Source organism: Mycobacterium heidelbergense (assembly GCF_050205645.1).
GTDB lineage: Bacteria > Actinomycetota > Actinomycetes > Mycobacteriales > Mycobacteriaceae > Mycobacterium > Mycobacterium heidelbergense_A.
On the sequence record NZ_JBNMQT010000001.1, the window covers coordinates 259,902 to 282,740 of the forward strand.

The following is a 22,839-nucleotide window of genomic DNA, read 5'->3' on the forward strand; positions in this document are numbered from 1 at the left end:
GTGGCGTTGCGGCTGGGCGGGCGCCTCGATGCCGACGCGTTGGGCGCGGCGCTGGCCGACGTGGTCGACCGGCACGAGAGCCTGCGGACCCTGTTCCCGGCGCCCGACGGGATACCCCGGCAGCTGGTGGTGCCGGCCGAGCGGGCCGACTTCCGCCTCGAAATCATCGATGCCACCGACTGGCCGGCAGAGCGGCTGGGGGAAGCCATCGCCGCGGCGGCGGGTCACAGTTTCGATCTGGCCGCCGAGATCCCGTTGCGGGCAACGCTTTTCCGCGTCGCCGACGACGAGCATGTGCTGGTGGCGGTGGTGCATCATATTGCCGCGGATGGCCTCTCGATCGCCCCGTTGGTGGGCGATGTGGGGGTGGCGTACGCCAGCCGGTGCGCCGGGCACGCCCCCGGGTGGGCACCGTTGGCGGTGCAGTACGTCGACTACACGCTGTGGCAGCGTGAGCAGCTGGGGGACCTCGACGACAGCGAGAGCCCCATCGCCGCGCAGCTGGCCTATTGGGAGCAGGCCCTGGCCGGGCTGCCCGAGCGCCTGCAGCTGCCCACCGATCGGCCCTACCCGCCGGTTGCCGATCACCGTGGCGCCAGCGTGGACGTGGAGTGGCCGGCCGAGCTGCAGCAGCGGGTGCGCGATCTCGCCCGCGCGCACAACGCGACCAGCTTCATGGTGGTTCAGGCCGCACTGGCGGTGCTGCTGGCCAAGCTCAGCGCGAATAGCGATGTGGCAGTGGGGATCACGATCGCCGGGCGGCGCGACCCCGCGCTGGACGACTTGGTCGGGTTCTTCGTCAACACCTTGGTGCTGCGCGTCGGCGTGACAGGCGATCCGACCGTCGCCGAGCTGGTGGACCAGGTGCGCCAGCGCAGCCTGGCCGCCTACGAGCACCAAGATGTGCCCTTCGAGGTGCTGGTGGATCGGCTCAATCCGACCCGAAGCCTGGCCCATCACCCGCTGATCCAGGTGTTGCTGGCCTGGCAGAATTTCGCGAAGCAGGACACCGAACCCGAGGGCTCGGCCTTCGGCGATCTGCGGGTCACGCCGCTGCCGGCGCACACTCAAACCGCCCGCATGGACCTGGTATTCACCCTGGCCGAGCGCTGGGACGAGGCAGGCGAGCCCGCCGGGATCCGCGGGGCGGTGGAGTTTCGCACCGATGTGTTCGACCCCGCCAGCATCGCAACGCTGATCGAGCGGTTAGAGCGAGCGTTGGTCGCGATGACCGCCGACCCCGGCCGGCGGCTCTCCTCGGTGGACCTGCTCGAAGAGGGCGAGCGCACCCGCCTGGATCGGTGCGGTAACCGGGCGGCGTTGACCGCACCGGCGGACGCGCCGGCATCGATTCCGGCACTGTTCGCCGCGCAGGTGGCGCGCACACCCGAAGCGGTGGCGCTGGTGTGCCGGACGTATTCTTGGACTTACCGCGAGCTTGACGAGGCGTCTAACCGGTTGGCGCACTTGCTGATTGGTCAAGGGGCGGGCCCAGGAGAACGTGTGGCCCTGGTGATGTCGCGCTCGGCCGAGGCGATCGTGTCGATCTTGGCGGTGCTGAAAACCGGGGCGGCCTATCTCCCGATCGATCCCATGGTGCCGGCGACACGGGTGCAGTTCATGCTCGACGACGGCGCGCCGATCGCCGCGATCACCACCGCCGAGCTGACCGACGGGCTGGACGGACATCAGTTGCTGGTCGTCGATGTCGATGACCCCCGCATCGATGTCCAGCCCAGCACGACGCCACCGGCGCCGGCCGCCGACGACATCGCCTACATCATCTACACGTCAGGCACTACCGGTGTCCCCAAGGGCGTGGCGATCACCCACCGCAACGTGACCCAGCTGCTGGCGTCGGTGGACGGCGACGTCGAGCGCGCGGGCGTGTGGACGCAGTGGCATTCGTTGGCCTTCGACGTCTCGGTGTGGGAGATGTGGGGCGCGCTGCTGGACGGGGGACGGCTTGTCGTCGTGCCCGAAGACGTCGCCCGCTCGCCGCAAGACTTCCACGCCCTACTGGCCGCTGAACAAGTCACCGTCCTAAGTCAGACCCCGTCGGCGTTCTATGCGCTGCAATCCGCCGATGCCCTGCAACCCGAAGTGGGACGGCAGCTGAAGCTGGAGACCGTGGTGTTCGCCGGCGAAGCGCTGGAACCCCAGCGGCTTCGCACCTGGCTCGACAACCACCCCGGACTACCGCGGCTGATCAACATGTACGGCACCACCGAGACGACGGTCCATGCCTCGTTTCGGCAGATCGCCGATGAAGACGTCGACAGCAGTGCCAGCCCCGTCGGGGCACCGTTGGTGCGTCTCGCCTTTTTCGTGCTTGATGCGTGGTTGCGGCCGGTGCCGGCCGGTGTGGTGGGCGAGCTGTATGTGGCCGGTGCCGGTGTGGGAGTTGGGTATTGGCGGCGGCCGGGACTGACCGGTACGCGGTTTGTGGCATGCCCGTTCACCGCGGGGGCGCGGATGTATCGCACCGGGGACGTGGTGTGTTGGGGTGCCGATGGTCAGCTCCGATATGTGGGCCGTGCCGACGAGCAGGTCAAGATCCGCGGCTACCGCATCGAACTGGGCGAAATCCAGGCGGCACTAAGCGATTTGGCTGGCGTGGAGCAGGCGGTAGTGATCGCCCGTGAGGACCGCCCCGGCGACAAGCGTCTAGTGGGTTATGTGACCGGGAATGTCGATGTCACCGGCATCCGTGCGCAAATGGCCGAGCGGCTCCCGGGCTACATGATCCCCGCGGCGGTGGTGGCGCTGGACACCTTGCCATTGACGGTCAACGGCAAACTCGACAAGCGCGCCTTGCCGGCACCGGAATACACCGATGTCGATCGTTATCGTGCCCCGTCGGGCCCCACCGAGGAGATCCTGGCCGGTATTTATGCACGAGTCCTCGGTCTGGAGCGGGTCGGGGTCGACGACTCCTTCTTCGATCTTGGTGGGGATTCGCTGTCGGCCATGCGGGTGATCGCCGCCATCAACACCGATTTGGATGCCGGCCTTGCGGTGCGCACTTTGTTCGACGCGCCCACGGTGGCCGAGCTGGCACCGCGGATCGGTGAGGACGGCGACCGGCGCAAGCCATTGGTCGCCGGGGTGCGGCCGGCGAGGATTCCGCTGTCGTTCGCCCAGAGCCGGTTGTGGTTCTTGGACCGCTTCGAGGGCGGGGTGGCGACCTACAACATGCCGATCGCGTTCCGGATCGACGGGCCGCTGAATATCGAGGCGCTCGATGCCGCGCTGGACGATGTGATCGCCCGCCACGAAGCGCTGCGCACCATATTTCCCGACGTCGACGGGGTGCCGTGCCAGCAGGTGTTGCCGGCGCGGCCGGGAATGTGGCGCCGCGGCGGTGTGGCGGTGGTGACGTTGCCCGAGCGCGAGGTGGCCGGCGAGTTGGTGGCCTTGGCGGGGTATCGGTTTGATCTGTCGAGCGAGATTCCGATCCGCGGGCAGATCTATGCCGTGGGCCCCGCGCAGCATGTGGTCGGAATTGTGTTGCACCACATCGCTTTTGACGGCTGGTCAATGGCCCCGATGGTCCGGGATGTGGGCATGGCGTATGCCAGCCGGTGCGCGGGGCAACCCCCCAGCTGGCCCGATTTGGCGGTGCAGTACGCCGATTACACGCTGTGGCAACAGGATTGGTTGGGGCTCGAGTCCGATCCCGACAGCGTAATCGCCTCGCAGTTGGCCTATTGGCGCCAGGAGTTGGCCGAGCTGCCCGAGGTGGTGTCGCTGCCCACGGATCGGGCGCGTCCGCCGGTGCCCAGCTACCGCGGCGATCAGGTCGAGATGCGCATCGACCCACGGCTGTGGGCGGGGATCAAGGCGGTCGCGGCGGCGCACAACGCGACGGCCTCGATGGTGTTGCAGGCCGTGTTGGCGGTGGCGTTGCACCGGGCGGGTGTCGGTGAGGACATCGCGATGGGCTCGCCGATCGCCGGCCGGTTGGACGAGGCGCTCGATGATCTGGTCGGGTTTTTCGTCAACACCTGGGTATTGCGCGTGGGTGTCACTGCTGCGCAGCGCTTCTCCGACGTCCTGGCGGCGGTGCGGCACAAGGCCCTCAACGCGTACGGCAACCAGGACGTCCCGTTCGAGCTTCTGGTCGAGCAGCTCAACCCGGTGCGCTCCACCGCGCATCACCCGCTGTTCCAGGTGCTCATGGTCTTCCAAAACAACGTCCGCCCCGAGGTGGCGCTGGACGGGGTCGACGTCGAACCCCTGACGATGGTCACCCAAACCGCCAAGTTCGACCTGGATTTCGATCTGCGTGAGGTGCCCGGCGAAGACGCGGCGGCCCCGATGGCCGCCGGGGTGGTGACCTATGCCACGGATTTGTTTGACCGGGCCAGCATTGAGCGGTTGGTGGTTTGGTTCGGCCGGGTGATCGAGGCGGTGGTGACCGACGCCTCGGTGACGGTGGGGCAGGTGTCGTTGCTGGATCGCGATGAGCGTGATCTGGTGCTGCAGCGGTGGTCTGGCGCCGAGGTCGAGGCGCCGGTAGGCGTGGCGCCACGGCTGTTGGCCGCGGCGGTGGCCACCGACCCCGACGCGTTGGCGGTCATCGACGGGGCACGAAGCATGTCGTATCGCGAGCTTGACGACTGGTCGTCACGGCTGGCGCGGGTGCTTATCGAGACGGGGGTCGGTCCCGAGCGCGCCGTGGGCGTCGCGATGGATCGGTGTGCGGAGTTGGTGGTCGCCTGGTGGGCCGTGGTCAAGGCCGGCGGGGTCTATGTGCCGGTGGATCGGTCACATCCCGTCGAGCGCGTCGCCGCGGTGCTGGATGCCGCGGGCGCGGTGTGCGTGCTGACCTGTGGCGACGACCCGGTGGCCGGGGCCGGGCCGCGAACGCTGCTGCGCGTGGACGAGCTGGATGTCTCGGGGTATCACGCGGATCCGATCACCGATGCCGATCGGTTGGCGCCGCTGGGAGTCGACAACGGCGCGTATGTGATTTTCACGTCGGGCTCGACCGGAGTACCCAAAGGGGTGGCGGTCAGCCACGCCGGGCTGCTGGGTTGGGTTGCGGCGCAATGCGAACTGCTCGGGTTCGATGCCGATGCGCGGGTATTGATGGTGGCCACCCCGACCTTCGACGCATCGATCGGAGAGTTGTTGTTGGCGACGGGTTCCGGCGCGTCCTTGGTGGTGGCGCCACCGGGAGTGTATGGCGGGGAGGCGTTGACCGACTTGCTGCAAGTCCAGCGGGTCAGCGCGGCCATACTGACCCCGACGGTGGTGTCGTCGCTGGATCGGAACCGCCTCGACGACCTGACAACGCTGATCGCCGTGGGCGAGGCCTGCCTGCCGGGGTTGGTAGCCGCTTGGGCGCCGGGCCGGCGGATGTTCAACGGCTACGGTCCCACCGAGACCACCATCTGGGTGACCTGTGCGCCGTTGGTAGCCGGGCAGCCGGTGGCGATCGGCGCCCCGATCGCGGGGGTATGTGCGCTGGTGCTCGACGCCCGGTTGAACCCCGTGCCGGTCGGGGTGGTCGGTGAGTTGTATCTGGCCGGGCCGGCGGTGGCGCATGGCTATGTGGGCCGGGTCGGGCTGACGGCGGAACGGTTCGTGCCCAACCCCTTTGGCGGCGCCGGGGCGCGGATGTATCGGACCGGGGATCTGGTGCGTTGGCGTGCCGATGGGCAACTGCAGTATCTGGGCCGCGCCGATGCCCAGGTCAAACTGCGCGGGCAGCGCATCGAGCTGGGCGAAATCGAAAACACCCTGCTGGCCTGCCCGCAGGTCTCTCAAGCCGCCGCCACCGTCCACCACGGCGACGCCGGTACCAACCTGATTGCCTATGTCACTCTCGAGCACAACGCCACCGCCGATGACGACGCCGAGGTCGTCGAAGAGTGGCAACACCTTTACGACGAGCTCTATGGCGCTGACGTGGAGGCGCCGGAGTTCGGCATGGATTTCCGGGGCTGGAACAGCAGCTACACCGAGGAGCCCATTCCACTCGAGCAGATGGCCGAGTGGCGCGCGGCCACCGTGGATCGGATCATGGCCCTGCGGCCGCGCCGGGTGTTGGAGATCGGCGTCGGTTCGGGGCTGCTGCTGTCCCAGATCGCCCCGCACTGTGAGCATTACGTCGGCACCGATTTCTCGGCGGTGGTTATCGACAGCCTGGCTCGTTCGCTGCAGGAACTACGGGCCGAGTGGCGTGATCGCGTCGAGCTGCTGGCCCAGCCCGCCCACCGCACCGAAACTCTGCCGCAGCATTATTTCGACACCGTCGTTCTCAACTCGGTGGTGCAGTACTTCCCCAACGCCCCATATCTGCGCGAGGTCATCGACAACGCGATGGATCTGCTGGCCCCAGGCGGCTCGGTGTTTCTCGGCGATGTGCGCAACCACGCCCTGCAGGGCGCGTTTCAAACCGGGGTCGCGCTGGCTCGCACCGACACCGCCGATGCCGCCGAGATCCGCCAACGCGTCCAGCGTGCGTTGCTCGGCGAGACCGAATTGCTGTTGGCCCCAGAGTTTTTCACCACCTTGGCCGCCGAGCATCCTGAGGTGGCCGGAGTCGACATTCAGGTCAAACGTGGAACCGCCGACAACGAACTGACCCGGTATCGCTACGACGTCGTCCTCCACAAATCCCCCGCACCCGTGCGCTCAGTGGCCGACGCACCCCACTGGGCGTGGACCAGCTGCGCGGGAGTGCACGACCGGTTGATATCGCAGTGCCCCAACACTATTCGCGTCACCGGCATCCCCCGGGCCGGGGTGATCGGCGACGTCCACATCGAAGGCGTCCTGGAGGCCGGGCTGCCCCTAGAGGCAGCACTTGCCGAAGCCGCCGCCACCACCGATGCCGTTGTGCCCGAAGAATTGCACCGCCTCGGTGAAACCGCTGGATACCACGTCGCGGTCACCTGGGGCGCCCAGCCGGGCACCCTGGACGCGGTCTTCACCGCGGCCTCCGATCCGGCGCCGATGACAGGTCTGTACCTGCCCGCTACCGAGCCCGAGCACCCCGTGCCCTACGCCAACGATCCGCAGACCAACAGCAAGCTCGGCGCGGTCCGTCAGCGGATGAGCGCATGGTTGCCCGACTACATGGTGCCCTCACACATCGTGGTGCTCGACGAGTTCCCGTTGACCTCCTCGGGAAAGATCGACCGTAAAGCGTTGCCGGCGCCCGTGTTTGCCGCCACCGTCTTCCGGGCGCCGCAAACCCAGACCGAAAAGATCATCGCCGAGGCGTTCGCCGAGGTATTGGGTGTGGCCCGGGTGGGGCTCGACGACGATTTCTTCGCCCTCGGCGGCGATTCGTTGACCGCCACCCGGGTCAGCGCGCGGCTGCAACTGGGACTCGGCCGGGAAGTGCCGGTGCGGTATCTGTTCGACGCCGCCACCGTTGCGGGTCTCGCCGAGTACCTGCACCGGCATCGTGGCGGTTCTGCCCGTCCGCCGTTGCACGTGATGGCGCGCCCGGAGCGGGTGCCGTTGTCGTTCGCGCAGAACCGGTTGTGGTTCCTCGACCAGTTGCAGGGACCCTCACCGGTCTACAACATGGCGACCGCCTTCCGGATCGACGGGACGCTGAACGTCGACGCGTTGGGCGCGGCCCTAGCCGACGTGGTGGCCCGCCACGAGAGCCTGCGCACCCTGTTTGCCGCAACCGACGGCATACCCGAGCAGGTGGTGGTGCCCGTCGAGCGGGCCGACTTCGGGTGGGACGTCGTCGATGCCACCGGCTGGACGGCCGAGCGGCTGGGCGAGGCCGTCAACGCCGCCGTGCGTCACAGTTTTGACCTGGCCGCCGAGATCCCGTTGCGGGCAAGGCTTTTCCGGGTCGGCGACGGCGAGCACGTGCTGGTGGTCGTGGTGCACCATATCGCCGCCGATGGCTGGTCGGTGCGGCCGCTGGTGACTGATCTGGGCATGGCGTACGCCAGCCGGTGCGCGGGGCGGGTTCCCGAAACGGCGCCCTTGGCGGTGCAGTACGTCGATTACACGCTGTGGCAGCGCGAGCACCTCGGTGATCTCGACGACCCCGACAGCGCGATCGCCGCACAGCTCGCCTACTGGGAGCAGGCCCTGGCCGGGCTGCCCGAGCGGCTGCAGCTGCCCACCGATCGGCCCTACCCGCCCGTCGCCGACTACCGCGGCGCCAGCGTCGCCGTCGATTGGCCGGCCGGGCTGCAGCAGCAGGTTGCCCGGGTGGCCCGCGAGCACAACGCGACCAGCTTCATGGTGATCCAGGCCGCCCTGGCGCTGTTGCTGTCTCAGCTCAGCGCCAGCAGCGATGTGGCGGTGGGGATCGCGATCGCCGGGCGCCGCGACCCGGCGCTCGACGAGCTGGTGGGATTTTTCGTCAACACCTTGGTGCTGCGTGTCGATCTGGCCGGCGATCCCAGCGCCGGCGAACTGCTGGCCCAGGTGCGGGCGCGCAGCCTGGCCGCCTACGAGCACCAAGACGTCCCCTTTGAACTGCTGGTCGAGCGGCTCAACCCCACCAGAAGTCTCGCGCATCACCCGCTGATCCAGGTGTCGTTGTCCTGGCAAAACCTTCCCGGGCAGGACGACAAATCCGCTGCCGAGCCGGCCCTTGGTGACCTGGCGGTCACCCCGCTGTCCGTGGAGACCCAGACCGCCCGCATGGACCTGACGCTTTCCCTCGGCGAACGCTGGGACGAGGCCGGTGAACCCGCCGGGATCAGCGGAACGGTGGAATTTCGCACCGACGTGTTCGACGCGTCCAGCATCCACGGGCTCATCGAACGCTGGCAGCGGGTGTTGGCGACGATCACCGCCGAACCCACCCGGCGGCTCTCATCGATGGACCTGCTCGACGACGTTGAGCGCGCCCGCCTGCAGGGATGGGGTAACCGGGCGGCGTTGACCCGGCCCGCACCCGCCGCGGCGTCGATTCCGGCGTTGTTTGCCGCGCACGTGGCACAGACACCCGAGGCGGTGGCGCTGGTGTGCGGCGAAAACTCGTGGACCTACCGCGAGCTGGATGAGGCCGCCAACCGGCTGGCGCACCTATTGGCCGGCCAGGGGGCGGGCCCGGGTGAGCGTGTGGCACTGCTGTTTTCGCGGTCGGCCGAGGCGATCGTGTCGATCTTGGCGGTGCTGAAAACCGGGGCCGCGTACCTGCCGATCGACCCGGTGACGCCGGATGCCCGGATCGCCTTCATCTTCGCCGACGCCGCCCCGATCGCCGCCATCACGACCAGCGAACTGGCCGACCGGCTCGACCGGCATGACGCTGGGGTCATCGATGTCAACGACCCCCGCATCGACGCCCAACCCAGCACCGCACCGCCCGCGCCGGCCCCCGACGACATCGCCTACCTGATCTACACCTCGGGCACCACCGGTGTCCCCAAAGGCGTTGCGGTCACTCACCGCAACGTCACCCGGCTGCTGGCCTCATTGGGCGCGGGCCTGCCGGCGGCGGGGGTGTGGACGCACAGTCACTCGCTGGCGTTTGACGTTTCGGTGTGGGAGATCTTCGGTGCGCTGCTGCGTGGCGGGCGGATGGTGGTGGTGCCCGACGAGGTGGTCCGCTCACCGGAAGACTTCCACGCCTTGCTCATTGGTGAAGGGGTCAGCGTCTTGACCCAAACCCCGTCCGCGGTGGGGGTGTTGCCGACTGAGGGCCTGGAGTCGGTGGCTTTGGTGGTGGTCGGTGAGGCTTGCCCGGCCGAGGTGGTGGATCGGTGGGCGCCGGGGCGGGTGATGGTCAATGCCTACGGCCCGACCGAGACGACGATGTGTGTGGCGATCAGCGCGCCACTCACGGCCGGGTCGGGGGTGGTGCCGATCGGTTCGCCGGTGCCGGGGGCGGCGTTGTTTGTCCTCGACGGATGGTTGCGTCCGGTGCCGGCGGGCGTGGTCGGTGAGTTGTATGTGGCCGGCGACGGTGTGGCGTACGGATATGTGGGCCGGTCAGGGTTGACCGGGTCGCGGTTTGTGGCGTGCCCGTTCAGCGCGGGAACACGCATGTATCGCACCGGGGACCTGGTGCGCTGGGGCGCCGACGGGCAGCTGCACTATCTCGGGCGCGCCGACGAGCAGGTCAAGATCCGCGGCTATCGCATCGAGCTCGGCGAAGTCCAAGCGGCGTTGAATGCACTGGACGGCGTCGAGCAGGCGGTGGTGGTCGCCCGCGAGGACCGCCCCGGCGACAAACGCCTCGTCGGCTACGTCACCGGCACCGTGGACCCGGCCAAGATACGCGCCGCGCTGGCCCACCGGCTCCCGGCCTACATGGTCCCCGCGGCGGTGGTGGCACTCGACACGTTGCCGTTGACCCCCAACGGCAAACTCGACACCCGCGCCCTGCCGGTACCGGAATACACGGGCGGCGGATATCGCGCCCCGAGCAACGCGGTCGAGGAGATCCTGGCCGGCATCTACGCCCAGGTGCTCGGGCTCGAGCGGGTCGGCGTCGACGACTCGTTCTTCGATTTGGGCGGGGATTCGCTGTCGGCCATGCAGGTGATCGCCGCGATCAACACCGGAATGAGCGCCGGCGTTTCGGTGCGCAGCGTGTTCGAGGCGCCGACGGTGGCTCAGTTGGCGCCGCGTATCGGTGAAGATGGGGGTCGGCTCAAGCCGCTGGTTCCGGTCGAGCGGCCCGCGCGGGTCCCGTTGTCGTTCGCGCAGAGCCGATTGTGGTTCCTCGACCAATTGCAGGGCCCCTCACCGGTTTACAACATCGCGGCGGCGTTGCGGCTGAGCGGACGCCTCGATGCCGAAGCGTTGGGTGCGGCGCTGGCCGATGTGGTGGGCCGGCACGAAAGCCTGCGCACACTGTTCACCGCACCCGAAGGCATACCCCAGCAGCTGGTGGTTCCCGCCGAGCGCGCCGAATTCGGATGGGACGTCGTCGATTCCACCGGCTGGCCGGCGGACCGGCTGGGGGACGAAATCGGCGCGGCCGTGCGCCACGGTTTCGATCTGGCCACCGAGATCCCATTGCGGGCAAGGCTTTTCCGCGTCGGCGACGACGAGTACGCGCTGGTGATCGTGGTGCACCATATCGCCGCCGACGGGTTGTCGCTGAGGCCCCTGGTCCGTGACATGGGGCTGGCGTATGTCAGCCGGTGCGCCGGGCAAGGCCCCGACTGGGCGCCATTGCCGGTGCAGTACGTCGACTACACGCTGTGGCAGCGTGCACAGTTCGGCGATCTTGACGATCGCGAGAGCCCCATCGCCGCACAGCTGGCCTACTGGGAAGACGCCCTGGCCGGGCTGCCCGAACGCCTGCAGCTGCCCACCGATCGGCCCTACCCGCCGTTTGCCGATCAGCGCGGCGCCAGCGTCGCGGTCGATTGGCCGGCCGAGCTGCAGCAGCGGGTGCGCGATCTGGCCCGCGAACACAACGCGACCACGTTCATGGTGGTGCAGGCCGCGCTGGCGGTGTTGTTGTCACAGCTCAGCGCCAGCAGCGATGTGGCGGTGGGATTCCCGATCGCCGGGCGCCGCGACCCCGCGCTGAACGAGCTGGTGGGATTTTTCGTCAACACCTTGGTGCTTCGGGTCGACCTGGCCGGCGATCCCACCATCGGCGAACTGCTGACCCAGGTGCGACAACGCAGCCTCGCCGCCTATGAGCACCAAGACGTCCCGTTCGAGGTACTGGTCGAGCGGCTCAACCCCACCCGAAGCCTGACCTTCCACCCCGTGGTCCAGGTGTTGTTGGCGTGGCAGAACTTCGCCGGGCAGGACACCGAGCCCGCCGGGCTGAGTTTGGGGGATGTAGAGGTCACGCCCCTCCCGGCGGACACCCGGACCGCCCGCATGGACCTGATGTTCACCCTGGCCGAACGCTGGGGCGAGGCCGGGGAGCTCGCCGGGATCGGTGGGGCGGTGGAATTCCGCACCGACATTTTCGACGCCGAGAGCATCGCAACGCTGATCGAGCGGTTAGAGCGGGTGTTGCTCGCAATGACGGCCGACCCCGCGCGGCGGCTCTCGTCCGTGGACCTGCTCGATGAGCCCGAGCACACCCGGTTGCATGAGACCGGTAACTGGGCCGCGCTGACCGCGCCGGTGAGCACGTCGGCGTCGATTCCGGAGTTGTTCGCCGAGCAGGTGGCGCTCGCGCCGGACGCGGTGGCGCTGACCTTCGCCGGCCGCTCCGCGACCTACCGGCAACTCGATGAGGCCGCCAACCGGTTGGCGCACCTGTTGGCCGGCCAGGGGATAGGGCCGGGACAGTCTGTCGCCCTGCTGTTTTCGCGTTCCGCCGAGGCGATCGTGGCGATCTTGGCGGTCCTCAAGACCGGGGCGGCCTATCTACCGATCGACCCCGCACTGCCCGCGAGCCGGATCGCCTTCATGCTCGCCGATGCCGCGTCGGTGGCGGTGCTCACCATCTCCGGGATGGCCGACCGGCTGGACGAGTGCGACCTGCCCGTCATCGACGTCGACGACCCGCGCGTCGACACCTACCCCTGCACCGGCTTGCCGGCCCCGGCCCCCGGCGACATCGCCTACGTCATCTACACCTCCGGCACCACCGGCGTGCCCAAGGGCGTGGCCATCACCCACCACAACGTCACCGAACTGATGGCGTCGATGGATGCGGGTTTGGCGGCGCCCGGGCAGGTATGGGCGCAGTGGCACTCCTACAGCTTCGACATCTCGGGCTGGGAGATCTTCGGTGCCCTGCTGCACGGCGCGCGGCTGGTGGTGGTGCCCGAGTCGGCGACCCGCTCACCGGAAGACCTGCACGCCCTGCTGGTCGCCGAAAAGGTCACCGTGCTGAGCCAAACCCCAACCGCCGCAGGCGTGCTCTCGCCCGAGGGTCTGGAGTCGGTGGCGTTGCTGGTGGGCGGTGAGCCCTGCCCCGCCGAAGTGGTCGATCGCTGGGCCCCCGGCCGGGTGATGATCAACGAATACGGCCCGACCGAGACCACGATGTGGGTGGCGACCAGCGCGCCGTTGACGGCGGGGGCGGGCGTGGTGCCCATCGGCTCGCCGCTGCCGAGGGCCGCCCTCTTCGTGCTCGACGGTTGGCTGCGTCCCGTGCCCGCCGGCGTGGTCGGCGAGCTCTACGTGGCCGGCGCCCAGGTCGGCTGCGGCTATTGGCGGCGGCCCGGTTTGACCGCATCGCGGTTCGTGGCGTGCCCCTTCTCCCCGGCAACACGGATGTATCGCACCGGGGACCTGGTGTGTTGGCGCCCCGACGGGCAGTTGCAGTACCTGGGGCGCGCCGACGAGCAGGTCAAGATCCGCGGCTACCGCATCGAGCTAGGTGAGATCGGGGCGGTGCTGGCGGCTCATCCCCGGGTGGCGCAGGCGGCGATCGTCGCCCACACCGCCACGCCCACCGCGGATGCCGGCGACGGGGCAAGCGACAAGCTGCTGGCCGGTTATGTGGTGCTGGATCAGCAGATGAAGCTCGTTCGCGAGCCCGAGCGCGAAGCGCGGCTGGTCGAGCAGTGGCAGCGGGTATGGGGCGACGTGTATTCGGGGTCGACGCCCGAGGCGGCCGCGCCGGCGGTGCTCGGGGAGGACTTCTCGGGCTGGAACAGCAGCTACACCGGGGCACCGATCCCGCTGGAGGAGATGCGGGAATGGCGCGCGGCCGCGGTGGAGCGGATCCGCGGATTGGGCGCGGCCCGGGTGCTCGAGATCGGGGTGGGCGCAGGCTTGTTGCTTTCTCAGCTGGCCCCGGATTGTGTCGAGTATTGGGGTACGGACTTGGCCGCGCCGACGATTCAGACGCTGCGGGCGGCGGTGGCATCGCAGCCGTGGGCTGATCGGGTGCGGTTGCGGGTGCAGCCGGCGGATGTGGCCGACGGGTTGCCGGAGGGGCACTTCGACGTGGTGGTGCTCAACTCGGTGGTCCAGTACTTCCCGAGCGCGGGCTATCTGCTCGAGGTGCTGGCAATGGCGATGCGGCTGCTGGCGCCGGGCGGGGCGGTGTTCCTCGGCGACGTGCGCAACCTGTCGTTGCTGCAGGCATTTACCACCGGGATTCTGTGTGCCGACGCCACCTCAGGTGCGGATCCGGCCGCGCTAATACGGGAGCGGGTGCGCCGGGAGATGCTCGCCGAGCAGGAATTGTTGTTCGCACCGGAGTTTTTCGCGGCCTTGCCGCAGCACCTTGCCGACGTTGCCGGCGTGCAGGTGCAGCTCAAGCAGATGCGGGCGGTCAACGAGCTGAGCGGTTACCGATACGAGGTGGTGCTGCGCAAGGGGCCCGTGGCGGTGCGCTCCTTGGCGAGCCTGCCGTCGCTGCCGTGGCAGCGCTTCGAAAGCCTCGCCGCGTTGGGCGAATACCTGCGCTCGCAGCAATTGCCGGAGGTGCGGGTGACCGGGGTGCCGCACGGCGGGATATCGCCCGATGTGGCGTTGGCGCGGGCGTTGGCTTCGGCCGGTGATCGGGTGCCCGTCAGCGCGTTGGGTGCCGATTTATCCGCACCAGATCCGGTGTTGCCGCACCAGTGCTATCTGCTGGGGCAGGAGCTGGGATATGCCACCGCGGTGACCTGGTCGCCGGAAGCCGGTTTGGTCGATCTCATCTTCGCCCGCGCCACCGAGGGCCCCGACGGTTCCCCGCCGGAGGTGTTGTCGGATCTGTATCTGCCCGCGACCGGGATGGGTTCGCTGGCCGGGTACGTCAACGACCCGGCGGTAATCGAGCGGGTCGCTGAGTTGCGCGGTTTCGTCGCCGAGCGGTTGCCGGAGTTCATGGTGCCCGCGGCGGTCATGGTGGTGGAGTCGCTGCCGTTGACCGTCAACGGCAAGCTCGATCGGCGGGCGTTGCCGGCCCCGGAGTTCGTCAGTGCGGCGGCCTATCGGGGCCCGCGTGATCGACGCGAACAGGTGTTGGTCGCGCTGTTCGCTGAGGTTCTCGGGGTGACGCGGGTCGGTATCGATGACGGGTTCTTCGATTTGGGTGGCCATTCGCTGTCCGCGACACGGCTGATCGCGCGGGTGCGGGCAGAGCTACGTGTCGAGGTCCCGATCCGGGTCTTGTTCGATTCGCCCACCGTAGCCGGGGTGGCCGAATGGATGAGGACCCACGGCGGGGAACGCGCTAGGCCAGCGTTGACGGCCCAACAGCGCCCCGCGGTGCTTCCGTTGTCGTTTGCGCAGCAGCGGTTGTGGTTCCTCGACCAGTTGCACGGGCCCTCCCCGATCTACAACATGCCGACCGCCTATCGGATCAAGGGGCCGCTGGATGTCGAGGCGTTGGGCGCGGCGCTGGGCGATGTGGTGGCCCGCCAAGAGAGCCTGCGCACCCTGTTTGCCGCACCCGAAGGCGTACCCCAGCAGGTGATCATTCCCGCGGAGCGCGCCGACTTCGGGTGGGACGTCGTCGATGCCGCCGGCTGGCCGGCGGACCGGCTGGGTGAGGCCATCGGCGCCGAGGTGCGTCACTCGTTTGATTTGGCGAGCGAGATCCCGTTGCGGGCAAGGCTTTTCCGCGTCGGCGACGGCGAGCATGTGCTAGTGGCCGTGGTGCATCACATCGCCGCGGACGGCTTGTCGATTGCCCCGCTGGTGGGCGATCTGGGGATGGCATATGCCAGCCGGTCTGCGGGACAAGCCCCCGGGTGGGCGCCGTTGGCGGTGCAGTACGTCGACTACACGCTGTGGCAGCGCGAGCAACTGGGGGACCTGGCCGATCCCGAGAGCCCCATCGCCGCGCAGTTGGCCTACTGGCAGGACGCCCTCGCCGGGATGCCCGAGCGCCTGCAGCTGCCCACCGATCGGCCCTACCCGCCAGTCGCCGACTACCGCGGCGCCACTGTGGCGGTGGACTGGCCGGCGGGACTGCAGCAACGGATCGCCCGGGTGGCGGCCGAGCACAACGCAACCAGCTTCATGGTGGTCCAGGCCGCCCTGGCGGTGCTGCTCGCAAAGCTCAGCGCCACAAGCGATGTCGCGGTCGGGTTCCCGATCGGCGGACGTGGCGACCAGGGGCTGGATGCGCTGGTGGGGGTTTTCGTCAACACCTTGGTGCTGCGTGTCGATCTGGCCGGTGACCCCACCATCGGTGAAGTGCTGGCCCAGGTACGACGGCGCGGACTGGCCGCCTACGAGCACCAGGATGTGCCGTTTGAGGTGCTCGTCGATCGGCTCAACCCCATCCGAAGCCTGAGCCAGCACCCACTGATCCAGGTGCTGTTGGCCTGGCAGAACCTTCCCGGGCAGAGCGCCGGCCCCGCCGGCTTCGCGTTGGGCGACCTCGAGGTCGCCCCGTTGTCGGCGGACACCCACACCGCGCGCATGGACCTCACATTCTCCCTGGCGGAACGGTGGGACGAGGCCGGTGAGCCCGCCGGGATTTCCGGGGCCGTGGAATTTCGCACCGACGTGTTCGACGCGGAAAGCATCGAAACATTGATCGAGCGGTTGCAGTGGGTGTTGGCGGCGATCACCGCGGATCCGGCACGGCGGCTCTCGTCGGTGGAACTGCTCGATGCCGGTGAGCATGTCCGCCTGCAGGGCTGGGGTAATCGGGCGGCGTTGACCGCGCCGGCGGCCGCGTCGGCGTCGATTCCGGCGTTGTTCGCCGCGCAGGCCGCGCGCGCCCCCGAGGCGGTGGCGCTGGTGTGCGGTGAGGTCTCGTGGACCTACCGCGAGCTCGACGAGGCGTCTAATCGGTTGGCGCACCTGCTGATTGGTCAAGGCGTGGGCCCGGGACAGCGCGTGGGGCTGCTGTTGCCGCGGTCAGCCGAGGCGATCGCGGCGATTTTCGCGGTGCTCAAAACCGGGGCCGCTTACCTGCCGATCGACCCGGGGCTGCCGCCGACCCGTATCGGGTTCATGCTCGACGATGCGGCGCCGATCGCCGCGATCACCACTGCTGGGTTGGCCGACCGGCTGGACGGACGCGGTGTGCTGGTCGTCGATGTCAACGACCCCGCTGTCGACGCCCAACCCAGCACCGCGCTGCCGTCGCCCGCCCTAGACGACATCGCCTACCTCATCTACACGTCGGGTACGACCGGTACCCCCAAGGGGGTGGCCGTCACCCACCGCAACGTCGCGCAGCTGCTGGCGACACTGGGCTCCGCGCTGGAGTTGTCGTCGGAACAGGTGTGGACGCAGTGCCATTCGTTGGCCTTCGACTACTCCGTCTGGGAGATCTTCGGTGCGCTGCTGCACGGTGGGCGACTGGTGGTGGTGCCCGACTCGGTGGTCCGCTCACCGGAAGACCTGCACGCCTTGCTGGTTTCCGAACAAGTCAGCGTGTTGAGCCAGACGCCATCCGCGTTCTATGCGCTGCAAACCGCCGACGCGCTTGCGCCTCCCGAGTCGCAGCTGAAGCTCGAGACCGTGGTGTTCGGCGGTGAAGCGCTGGAACCACAGCGCCTTGAGGCCTGGCTAGCCAACCATCCGGGATCACCGCGGCTGATCAATATGTATGGCATCACCGAGACGACGGTGCATGCCTCGTTCCGCGAGATCGTCGCCGGCGACGTCGCCGGCACCGCCAGTCCGATCGGGGTGCCGCTGGCGCACCTTGCCTTTTTCGTGCTCGACGGGTGGTTGCGTCCGGTGCCGGCCGGCGTGGTCGGGGAGTTGTACGTGGCCGGTGCCGGACTGGCATGCGGGTACGTGGGCCGGTCGGGTTTGACGGGGGCGCGGTTCGTCGCCTGTCCGTATGGACCGCCGGGAACGCGGATGTATCGCACCGGGGACCTGGTGCGGTGGAGCGCCGACGGGCAGCTGCACTATCTGGGCCGTTCCGACGAGCAGGTCAAGATTCGCGGGTATCGCATCGAACTCGGCGAGGTCCAAGCGGCGCTGGCAGGGCTGGACGGGGTGGAACAGGCGGCGGTGATCGCGCGTGAGGACCGTCCCGGCGACAAGCGCCTGATCGGCTATGTCACCGGCACCGCCGACCCGGGCACGGCGCGTAGCGCGCTCGCCGAACGCCTACCGGCCTACATGGTGCCGGCCGCGGTGGTGGCGCTGGAGACGCTGCCGCTGACGGTCAACGGCAAACTGGACACCCGAGCCCTGCCCGCACCCGAATACACCGATGCCGATCGGTACCGCGCCCCGGCTACCCCCACCGAGGAGGTCCTGGCCGGCATCTACGCCGAGGTGCTCGGGCTCGAGCGGGTCGGAGTCGACGACTCGTTCTTCGACCTGGGCGGGGATTCCCTGTCTGCGATCCGGGTCATCACCGCAATCAATGCCAGCCTGGATACGCACATTGCGGTGCGCACCCTGTTCCACTCGCCATCGGTGAGAAGTCTGAGCCAGCAGTTGGGCAGACCCGCCAGCGCGGTGGAAGTAGTCCCTGTCGAGGTCCTCAAGGAAGGCGCCGGCGTCCCGCTGTTCTGCATTCATCCCGGGGCCGGGATGAGTTGGGCGTATCAGACACTCGGCAGTTACGTGGACTGCCCGATCATCGGAATTCAACAAATCCTGCAGGACGGGGAAGCCGAACCTCTGTCGATTCGGGATATGGCGAAAAACTACGCCGACAGGATCCAAAGGATTTGCCCCACCGGGCCGTACCGCCTTCTCGGCTGGTCTTTTGGAGGCGTCGTCGCCCACGAACTCGCCATCGAACTTGGGCGACGCGGATGCGACGTCGCACGCCTTGTCCTTCTGGACGCTCAGCCCCGTCTCGACGACAGTGTCGCGCTGCCGAACGACGCTCTAGACAGGCAGCGCATTCTGGAAGAAGTCTTGCGGTTCTACGGTGTGGGTGTTCCGGAACAGGATCCGTCGCTTACCTACGAGCAGATAGCGGAACTCGTTCGCGAACGAGGGGCCGTCGAATTTCCGCAGTATGAACAGCTTTTGGGTTCGCTTGTCGAAAACCTCGATTCGCTTGTGCGAAACGTCAACGGCAACAGGGCGTTGCAGCGAGCTCACGAACCCGGCGTTTTCGACGGTGACATGGTCGTATTTTCCGCGGCGCACGATGAGAGCGACAGGAGTTCGTCTGCGCTGGAAGCTTGGCGGCCCTATGTCGCCGGCGACGTCACCGAGTACGCGACGGGCTGCGCTCACGAAGTCATGCTGACTCCCGAATCGCTGCGCATGTATGGCCAACAAATCAAATCTTCGTTGGAAGGGGGCCGCTGATGCACCACCCTGTCTTTACCGATGTCGTCCAGAAGTACTACGTGGCGGTCGACAATGCGGATGTCGACGGCCTTGTCGCACTCTTCGAAGCCGACGCCGAGTACTCGCGCCCCGGCTATGCGCAGCTGAGCGGAAGGGAGGCGATCAGGTCCTTCTACGTGGCCGACCGCATCATCGAGTCGGGCATGCACAATATCGAGTCGATCGTTTCCGATTCCGGAGTGGTCGCGGTTGAAGGCTGCTTCAAGGGCACCGTGCGCGGGGGAGCCAATGCCGAAGTTGAGTTTGCCGACTTCTTCTGGCCCGGCCCACACGGGCTCATAAAGAAACGACGGACGTATTTCTATACGCCGCTTATATAAGTTTCGATCGATCTCGTCAGGTGGAACAAAATGTCGGTGGATCGGGAAGTCGCGCTCTTGCCCGGGGGTTTTCGACTCGACGTGTCCGCATCGCGATTGTCGGACGCTGAGCGAGCTGAAATCTTAGCGGACCCAGGGTTCGGTCGTTATTTCTCGGACCATATGTCGATCATTTACTGGGACGCAAACGAAGGTTGGCACGGGGCCTGTGTAACGCAGGTCAGACCGTTCACCATCCATCCGGCATGTGTCGTGCTGCACTATGCACAGGGAGTCATCGAGGGCTTGAAAGCTTATGGCCGGGCGGACGGCAGCGTTTGGCTGTTCCGTCCGTTGCTCAACGCTCGTCGGTTCCGCAAATCGGCTGCCCGCCTGGCCCTTCCGCAGCTCAGCGACGACCTCTTCCTCGCGAGCCTGATTTCGCTGGTGCAAGTCGACCGGGCGTGGGTGCCCACGAATGATCGTGAATGCAGTTTGTATCTCAGGCCATTCATGTTCGGTGCGGAAGTGGGACTAGGGGTCCGGCCAAGCCCGCGCGTGACCTATGCGGTTATCGCGAGCCCGGCAGCGCCATATTTTCCAGCCGGCACCGACGGAATGCGGCTATGGGTCGGAAAGTACCCGCGCGCCTGGGAGGGCGGCACCGGGAGCGTCAAATTCGGTGGTAACTACGCGTCGAACCTCGTGGCGGAAATCGAGGCCAAGGAGTATGGCTGCGACCACGTGTTGTTCCTCGACGATGACGGCTGTGTCCAGGAATCCGGCACGATGAACATATTTGCCGTCACGGCTGAGGGCGAGCTTGTCACCCCACGCCTGGGAACGATTCTGGAGGGGGTGACACGGGCGAGCGTGCTTGCGCTGGCGACCGCCCACGGGTTGGCCCCAACCGAACGTCGATTCTCGTTCGAGGAACTGAAGCAGGGCTGCATTTCCGGCAAAATTCGCGAGGTCTTCGCGGTAGGGACAGCGGCAGTCGTGAACCCAATCGTTGGATTCAAGGGCCCGCAGTGTGAATTCGCGGTGGCCGACGGTTTGCCGGGCCCGCAAAGCCGAGCGCTGCGCGACCACCTCCTCGACATTCAATACGGTCGGCGGCCGGACCCGTTCGACTGGATGGTTGAAATCCCCGACTTGGCCCAAGTGAAAGGCGAGGAACCGCGATGATATTTGTGTTGGCCTGCTATGGAACTCGCGGCGATGTCGAGCCCGGCGTCGCTGTTGGCCGCGAGCTAGTGCGCCGGGGACACGAAGTGCGCATGGCCGTCCCGCCCGACATGGTGGGCGACACCGAGGCGGCTGGGCTTGCGGCGGCCGGCTACGGCGTGGATACGCAGACGTGGATGGACGTGCATCGCGATTTATGGGCGTGTCTGTCCCGCAGCCCCTGGAGGATCCGGGAGCTGATCAGGCTGGGACGCGAACTTTGGCGGCTCTTCATGCAGAGCTGGGGGGAGGCGAGCGCGACGCTGAGGTCGCGGGCAGGCGGGGCCGACCTGCTCGTCACCGGCCGGAGTTTGGAGGAGACCGCGGCCAACGTCGCCGAGTATCACGACATCCCGTTGGCCACACTGCATTACGCGCCGGCGAGGCCTCATGGCCAGGTCCTTCCATTCCTGCCGTCGCTGTTCGGGCGCTCCTTGATGACCTTGAACGAGTGGGTGTATTGGCGCACGACAAAAAGGGTCGAGGACACACAGCGGCGCGAACTGGGCCTGCCGAAGTCAACCGCCCCCTCGTCGCGGCGGATCGCCGAACGCGGGTCGCTGGAAATCCAGGCCTACGACGAGGTTTGCTTTCCCGGGCTGGCAGCCGAATGGGCGAAATTTGACGGCCGCCGGCCCTTCGTCGGCGCGCTGACGATGGAGCTGCCGACGGACGCCGACGACGAGGTCGCATCGTGGATTGCCGCGGGAACACCGCCGATCTATTTCGGGTTTGGCAGCATCCCGGTCGAATCTGCCGTCCGCACAGTCGAAATGATCAGCGCCGCCTGCGAGGAGTTAGGCGAGCGGGCGTTGGTTTGCTCCGGGGGCACTGACTTCGGCGACGTCCCCGAGTTCGAGAACGTCAAGGTGGTAGGAGCGGTGAACCATGCGGCCGTCTTCCCCGCGTGCCGCGCCGTCGTGCACCATGGCGGCGCGGGCACCACGGCCGCCGGCCTGCGCGCCGGGGTCCCCACCTTGATCCTCTGGGCGGCGGCCGATCAGCCGTACTGGGGAGCTCAGGTCAAACGACTGAAAGTTGGCACTGCCCGGAGCTTCTCGGGCACTACCCGGCAATCGCTGGTCGCGGACCTGCGCACCATCCTCGACCCCGACTACGCCGCACGGGCCCGGGAGATCGCCACCCGGATGAGCAAATCAGCCGAAAGCGTCGCAGCCGCCGCTGATCTGCTCGAGAATTTTGCCCGCTCGCGGCGTGAGGGCTGATCCCGTCAAAGGGTCGCGCAATGATCGAGGCTCGGATCCTAGGGCTGTGGCGCTGCTACATACGATTCCTTCGCACCGGCAAGGAACGCGTCGGCCTCGCCGAGCGCTGGGTTCGGGCGCTGTTGCTGATCGTGCCGTACTACGGCGTCGCTTTGCCGCTGTTGGTGCGCGCCGCGCTCTGGGGGCCGGTGACCGTCGAGGGCATCAGCGACGAAGGAACCCATTTCCGTTGCCGGCTCCCGGATTTCATCCCGATGTACATCTACCTGTTCGGCACCTGGGAACCCGATCTCGCGGCGTTTCTGCGCCGGCGGCTGCGATCGGGCGACGCCTTCGTCGACGTCGGTGCCAACATCGGATGCATAAGCGCGTTGGCCAGCGGACTGGTTGGATCGCATGGCGTCGTTGTCGCGATCGAACCGTGCCCCACCGCGATCGCCGCGCTGCAGGAGACGGTGGCGAGGAACGCCCTGACGAACGTTCGCCTGGTTGCTGCCGCCGTGTCGGATCGCGTTCAGGAACTCCCACTGTTCGTCGGACCAAGCTACAACCTGGGCATGACCTCGACGGTCGCCCGCTGCAGCCTGCGGGAACGGGGCCGGGTGCCGGCGGCGCCGCTCGGTTCGCTCGTCACCCGTGCGGAGCTGGCCAGCGCGCGCCTGATCAAGATCGATGTGGAGGGCGGCGAGGACCGCGTGCTGGCAGGCATTGTGGCGTCCGTCGACGCGCTCGGCGGCGATGCGGAATTGGCGGTGGAGCTGTCGCCGAAATGGTGGAGCGACCCGCAGCTGCGGCCGATCGACGTGCTGCGGCCTTTCCTTGACCGCGGCTTCCATGTCTTCCTGCTGCCGAGCGATTACGCGCCGTGGCGCTACCTGTGGTCCCGGGATGTCGACGCGCCGCGGCGGCTCCGCGACTTGACCGTACTGGAGCGGCGCGTGCGGCGGCTCGATGTCGTGCTGTCACGCGCCGACGCCGACACGCTGTGA

The 22,839-nt window shown here is 67.7% G+C and carries 5 protein-coding genes (1 of these 5 cut by a window edge); all 5 read left to right on the forward strand.

Annotated features, from left to right (window positions below):
* Tightly spaced (at most 30 nt apart), the 5 genes in view from ACQI5H_RS00895 to ACQI5H_RS00915 form a layout consistent with a single transcriptional unit that may run on beyond the window.
* Window positions 1-19,056 carry the 3' portion of a non-ribosomal peptide synthase/polyketide synthase gene (locus ACQI5H_RS00895; RefSeq protein ID WP_427077550.1) on the forward strand. 9,513 nt of this gene lie to the left of the window's left edge, so only the last 19,056 of its 28,569 coding nucleotides appear in the window; its start codon lies beyond the left edge, outside the window; its stop codon occupies window positions 19,054-19,056.
* Window positions 19,056-19,418 carry a nuclear transport factor 2 family protein gene (locus ACQI5H_RS00900; RefSeq protein ID WP_427077551.1) on the forward strand — a complete coding sequence of 121 codons (363 nt, stop codon included), beginning with the start codon at window positions 19,056-19,058 and terminating at the stop codon, window positions 19,416-19,418. The genes ACQI5H_RS00895 and ACQI5H_RS00900 overlap by 1 nt, the downstream gene beginning before the upstream one ends.
* Before the next feature lie 30 nt (window positions 19,419-19,448).
* Entirely contained in the window at window positions 19,449-20,585 is a 1,137-nt protein-coding gene (locus ACQI5H_RS00905) for a branched-chain amino acid aminotransferase (RefSeq protein ID WP_427077552.1), read from the forward strand.
* The gene (locus tag ACQI5H_RS00910) at window positions 20,582-21,850 is read left to right on the forward strand and encodes a glycosyltransferase (protein WP_427077553.1); all 1,269 of its coding nucleotides are present in this window, start codon (window positions 20,582-20,584) and stop codon (window positions 21,848-21,850) included. The genes ACQI5H_RS00905 and ACQI5H_RS00910 overlap by 4 nt, the downstream gene beginning before the upstream one ends.
* Before the next feature lie 20 nt (window positions 21,851-21,870).
* Window positions 21,871-22,839 (forward strand): FkbM family methyltransferase, encoded by a 969-nt coding sequence (locus ACQI5H_RS00915; RefSeq protein ID WP_427077554.1) that lies wholly within the window; start codon window positions 21,871-21,873, stop codon window positions 22,837-22,839.

Coding starts and splice junctions, on each gene's coding strand:
- ACQI5H_RS00900 (WP_427077551.1), top strand. CDS start 19,056: ATGCACCACCCTGTCTTTACCGATGTCGTCCAGAAGTACTACGTGGCG.
- ACQI5H_RS00915 (WP_427077554.1), top strand. CDS start 21,871: ATGATCGAGGCTCGGATCCTAGGGCTGTGGCGCTGCTACATACGATTC.
- ACQI5H_RS00905 (WP_427077552.1), top strand. CDS start 19,449: ATGTCGGTGGATCGGGAAGTCGCGCTCTTGCCCGGGGGTTTTCGACTC.
- ACQI5H_RS00910 (WP_427077553.1), top strand. CDS start 20,582: ATGATATTTGTGTTGGCCTGCTATGGAACTCGCGGCGATGTCGAGCCC.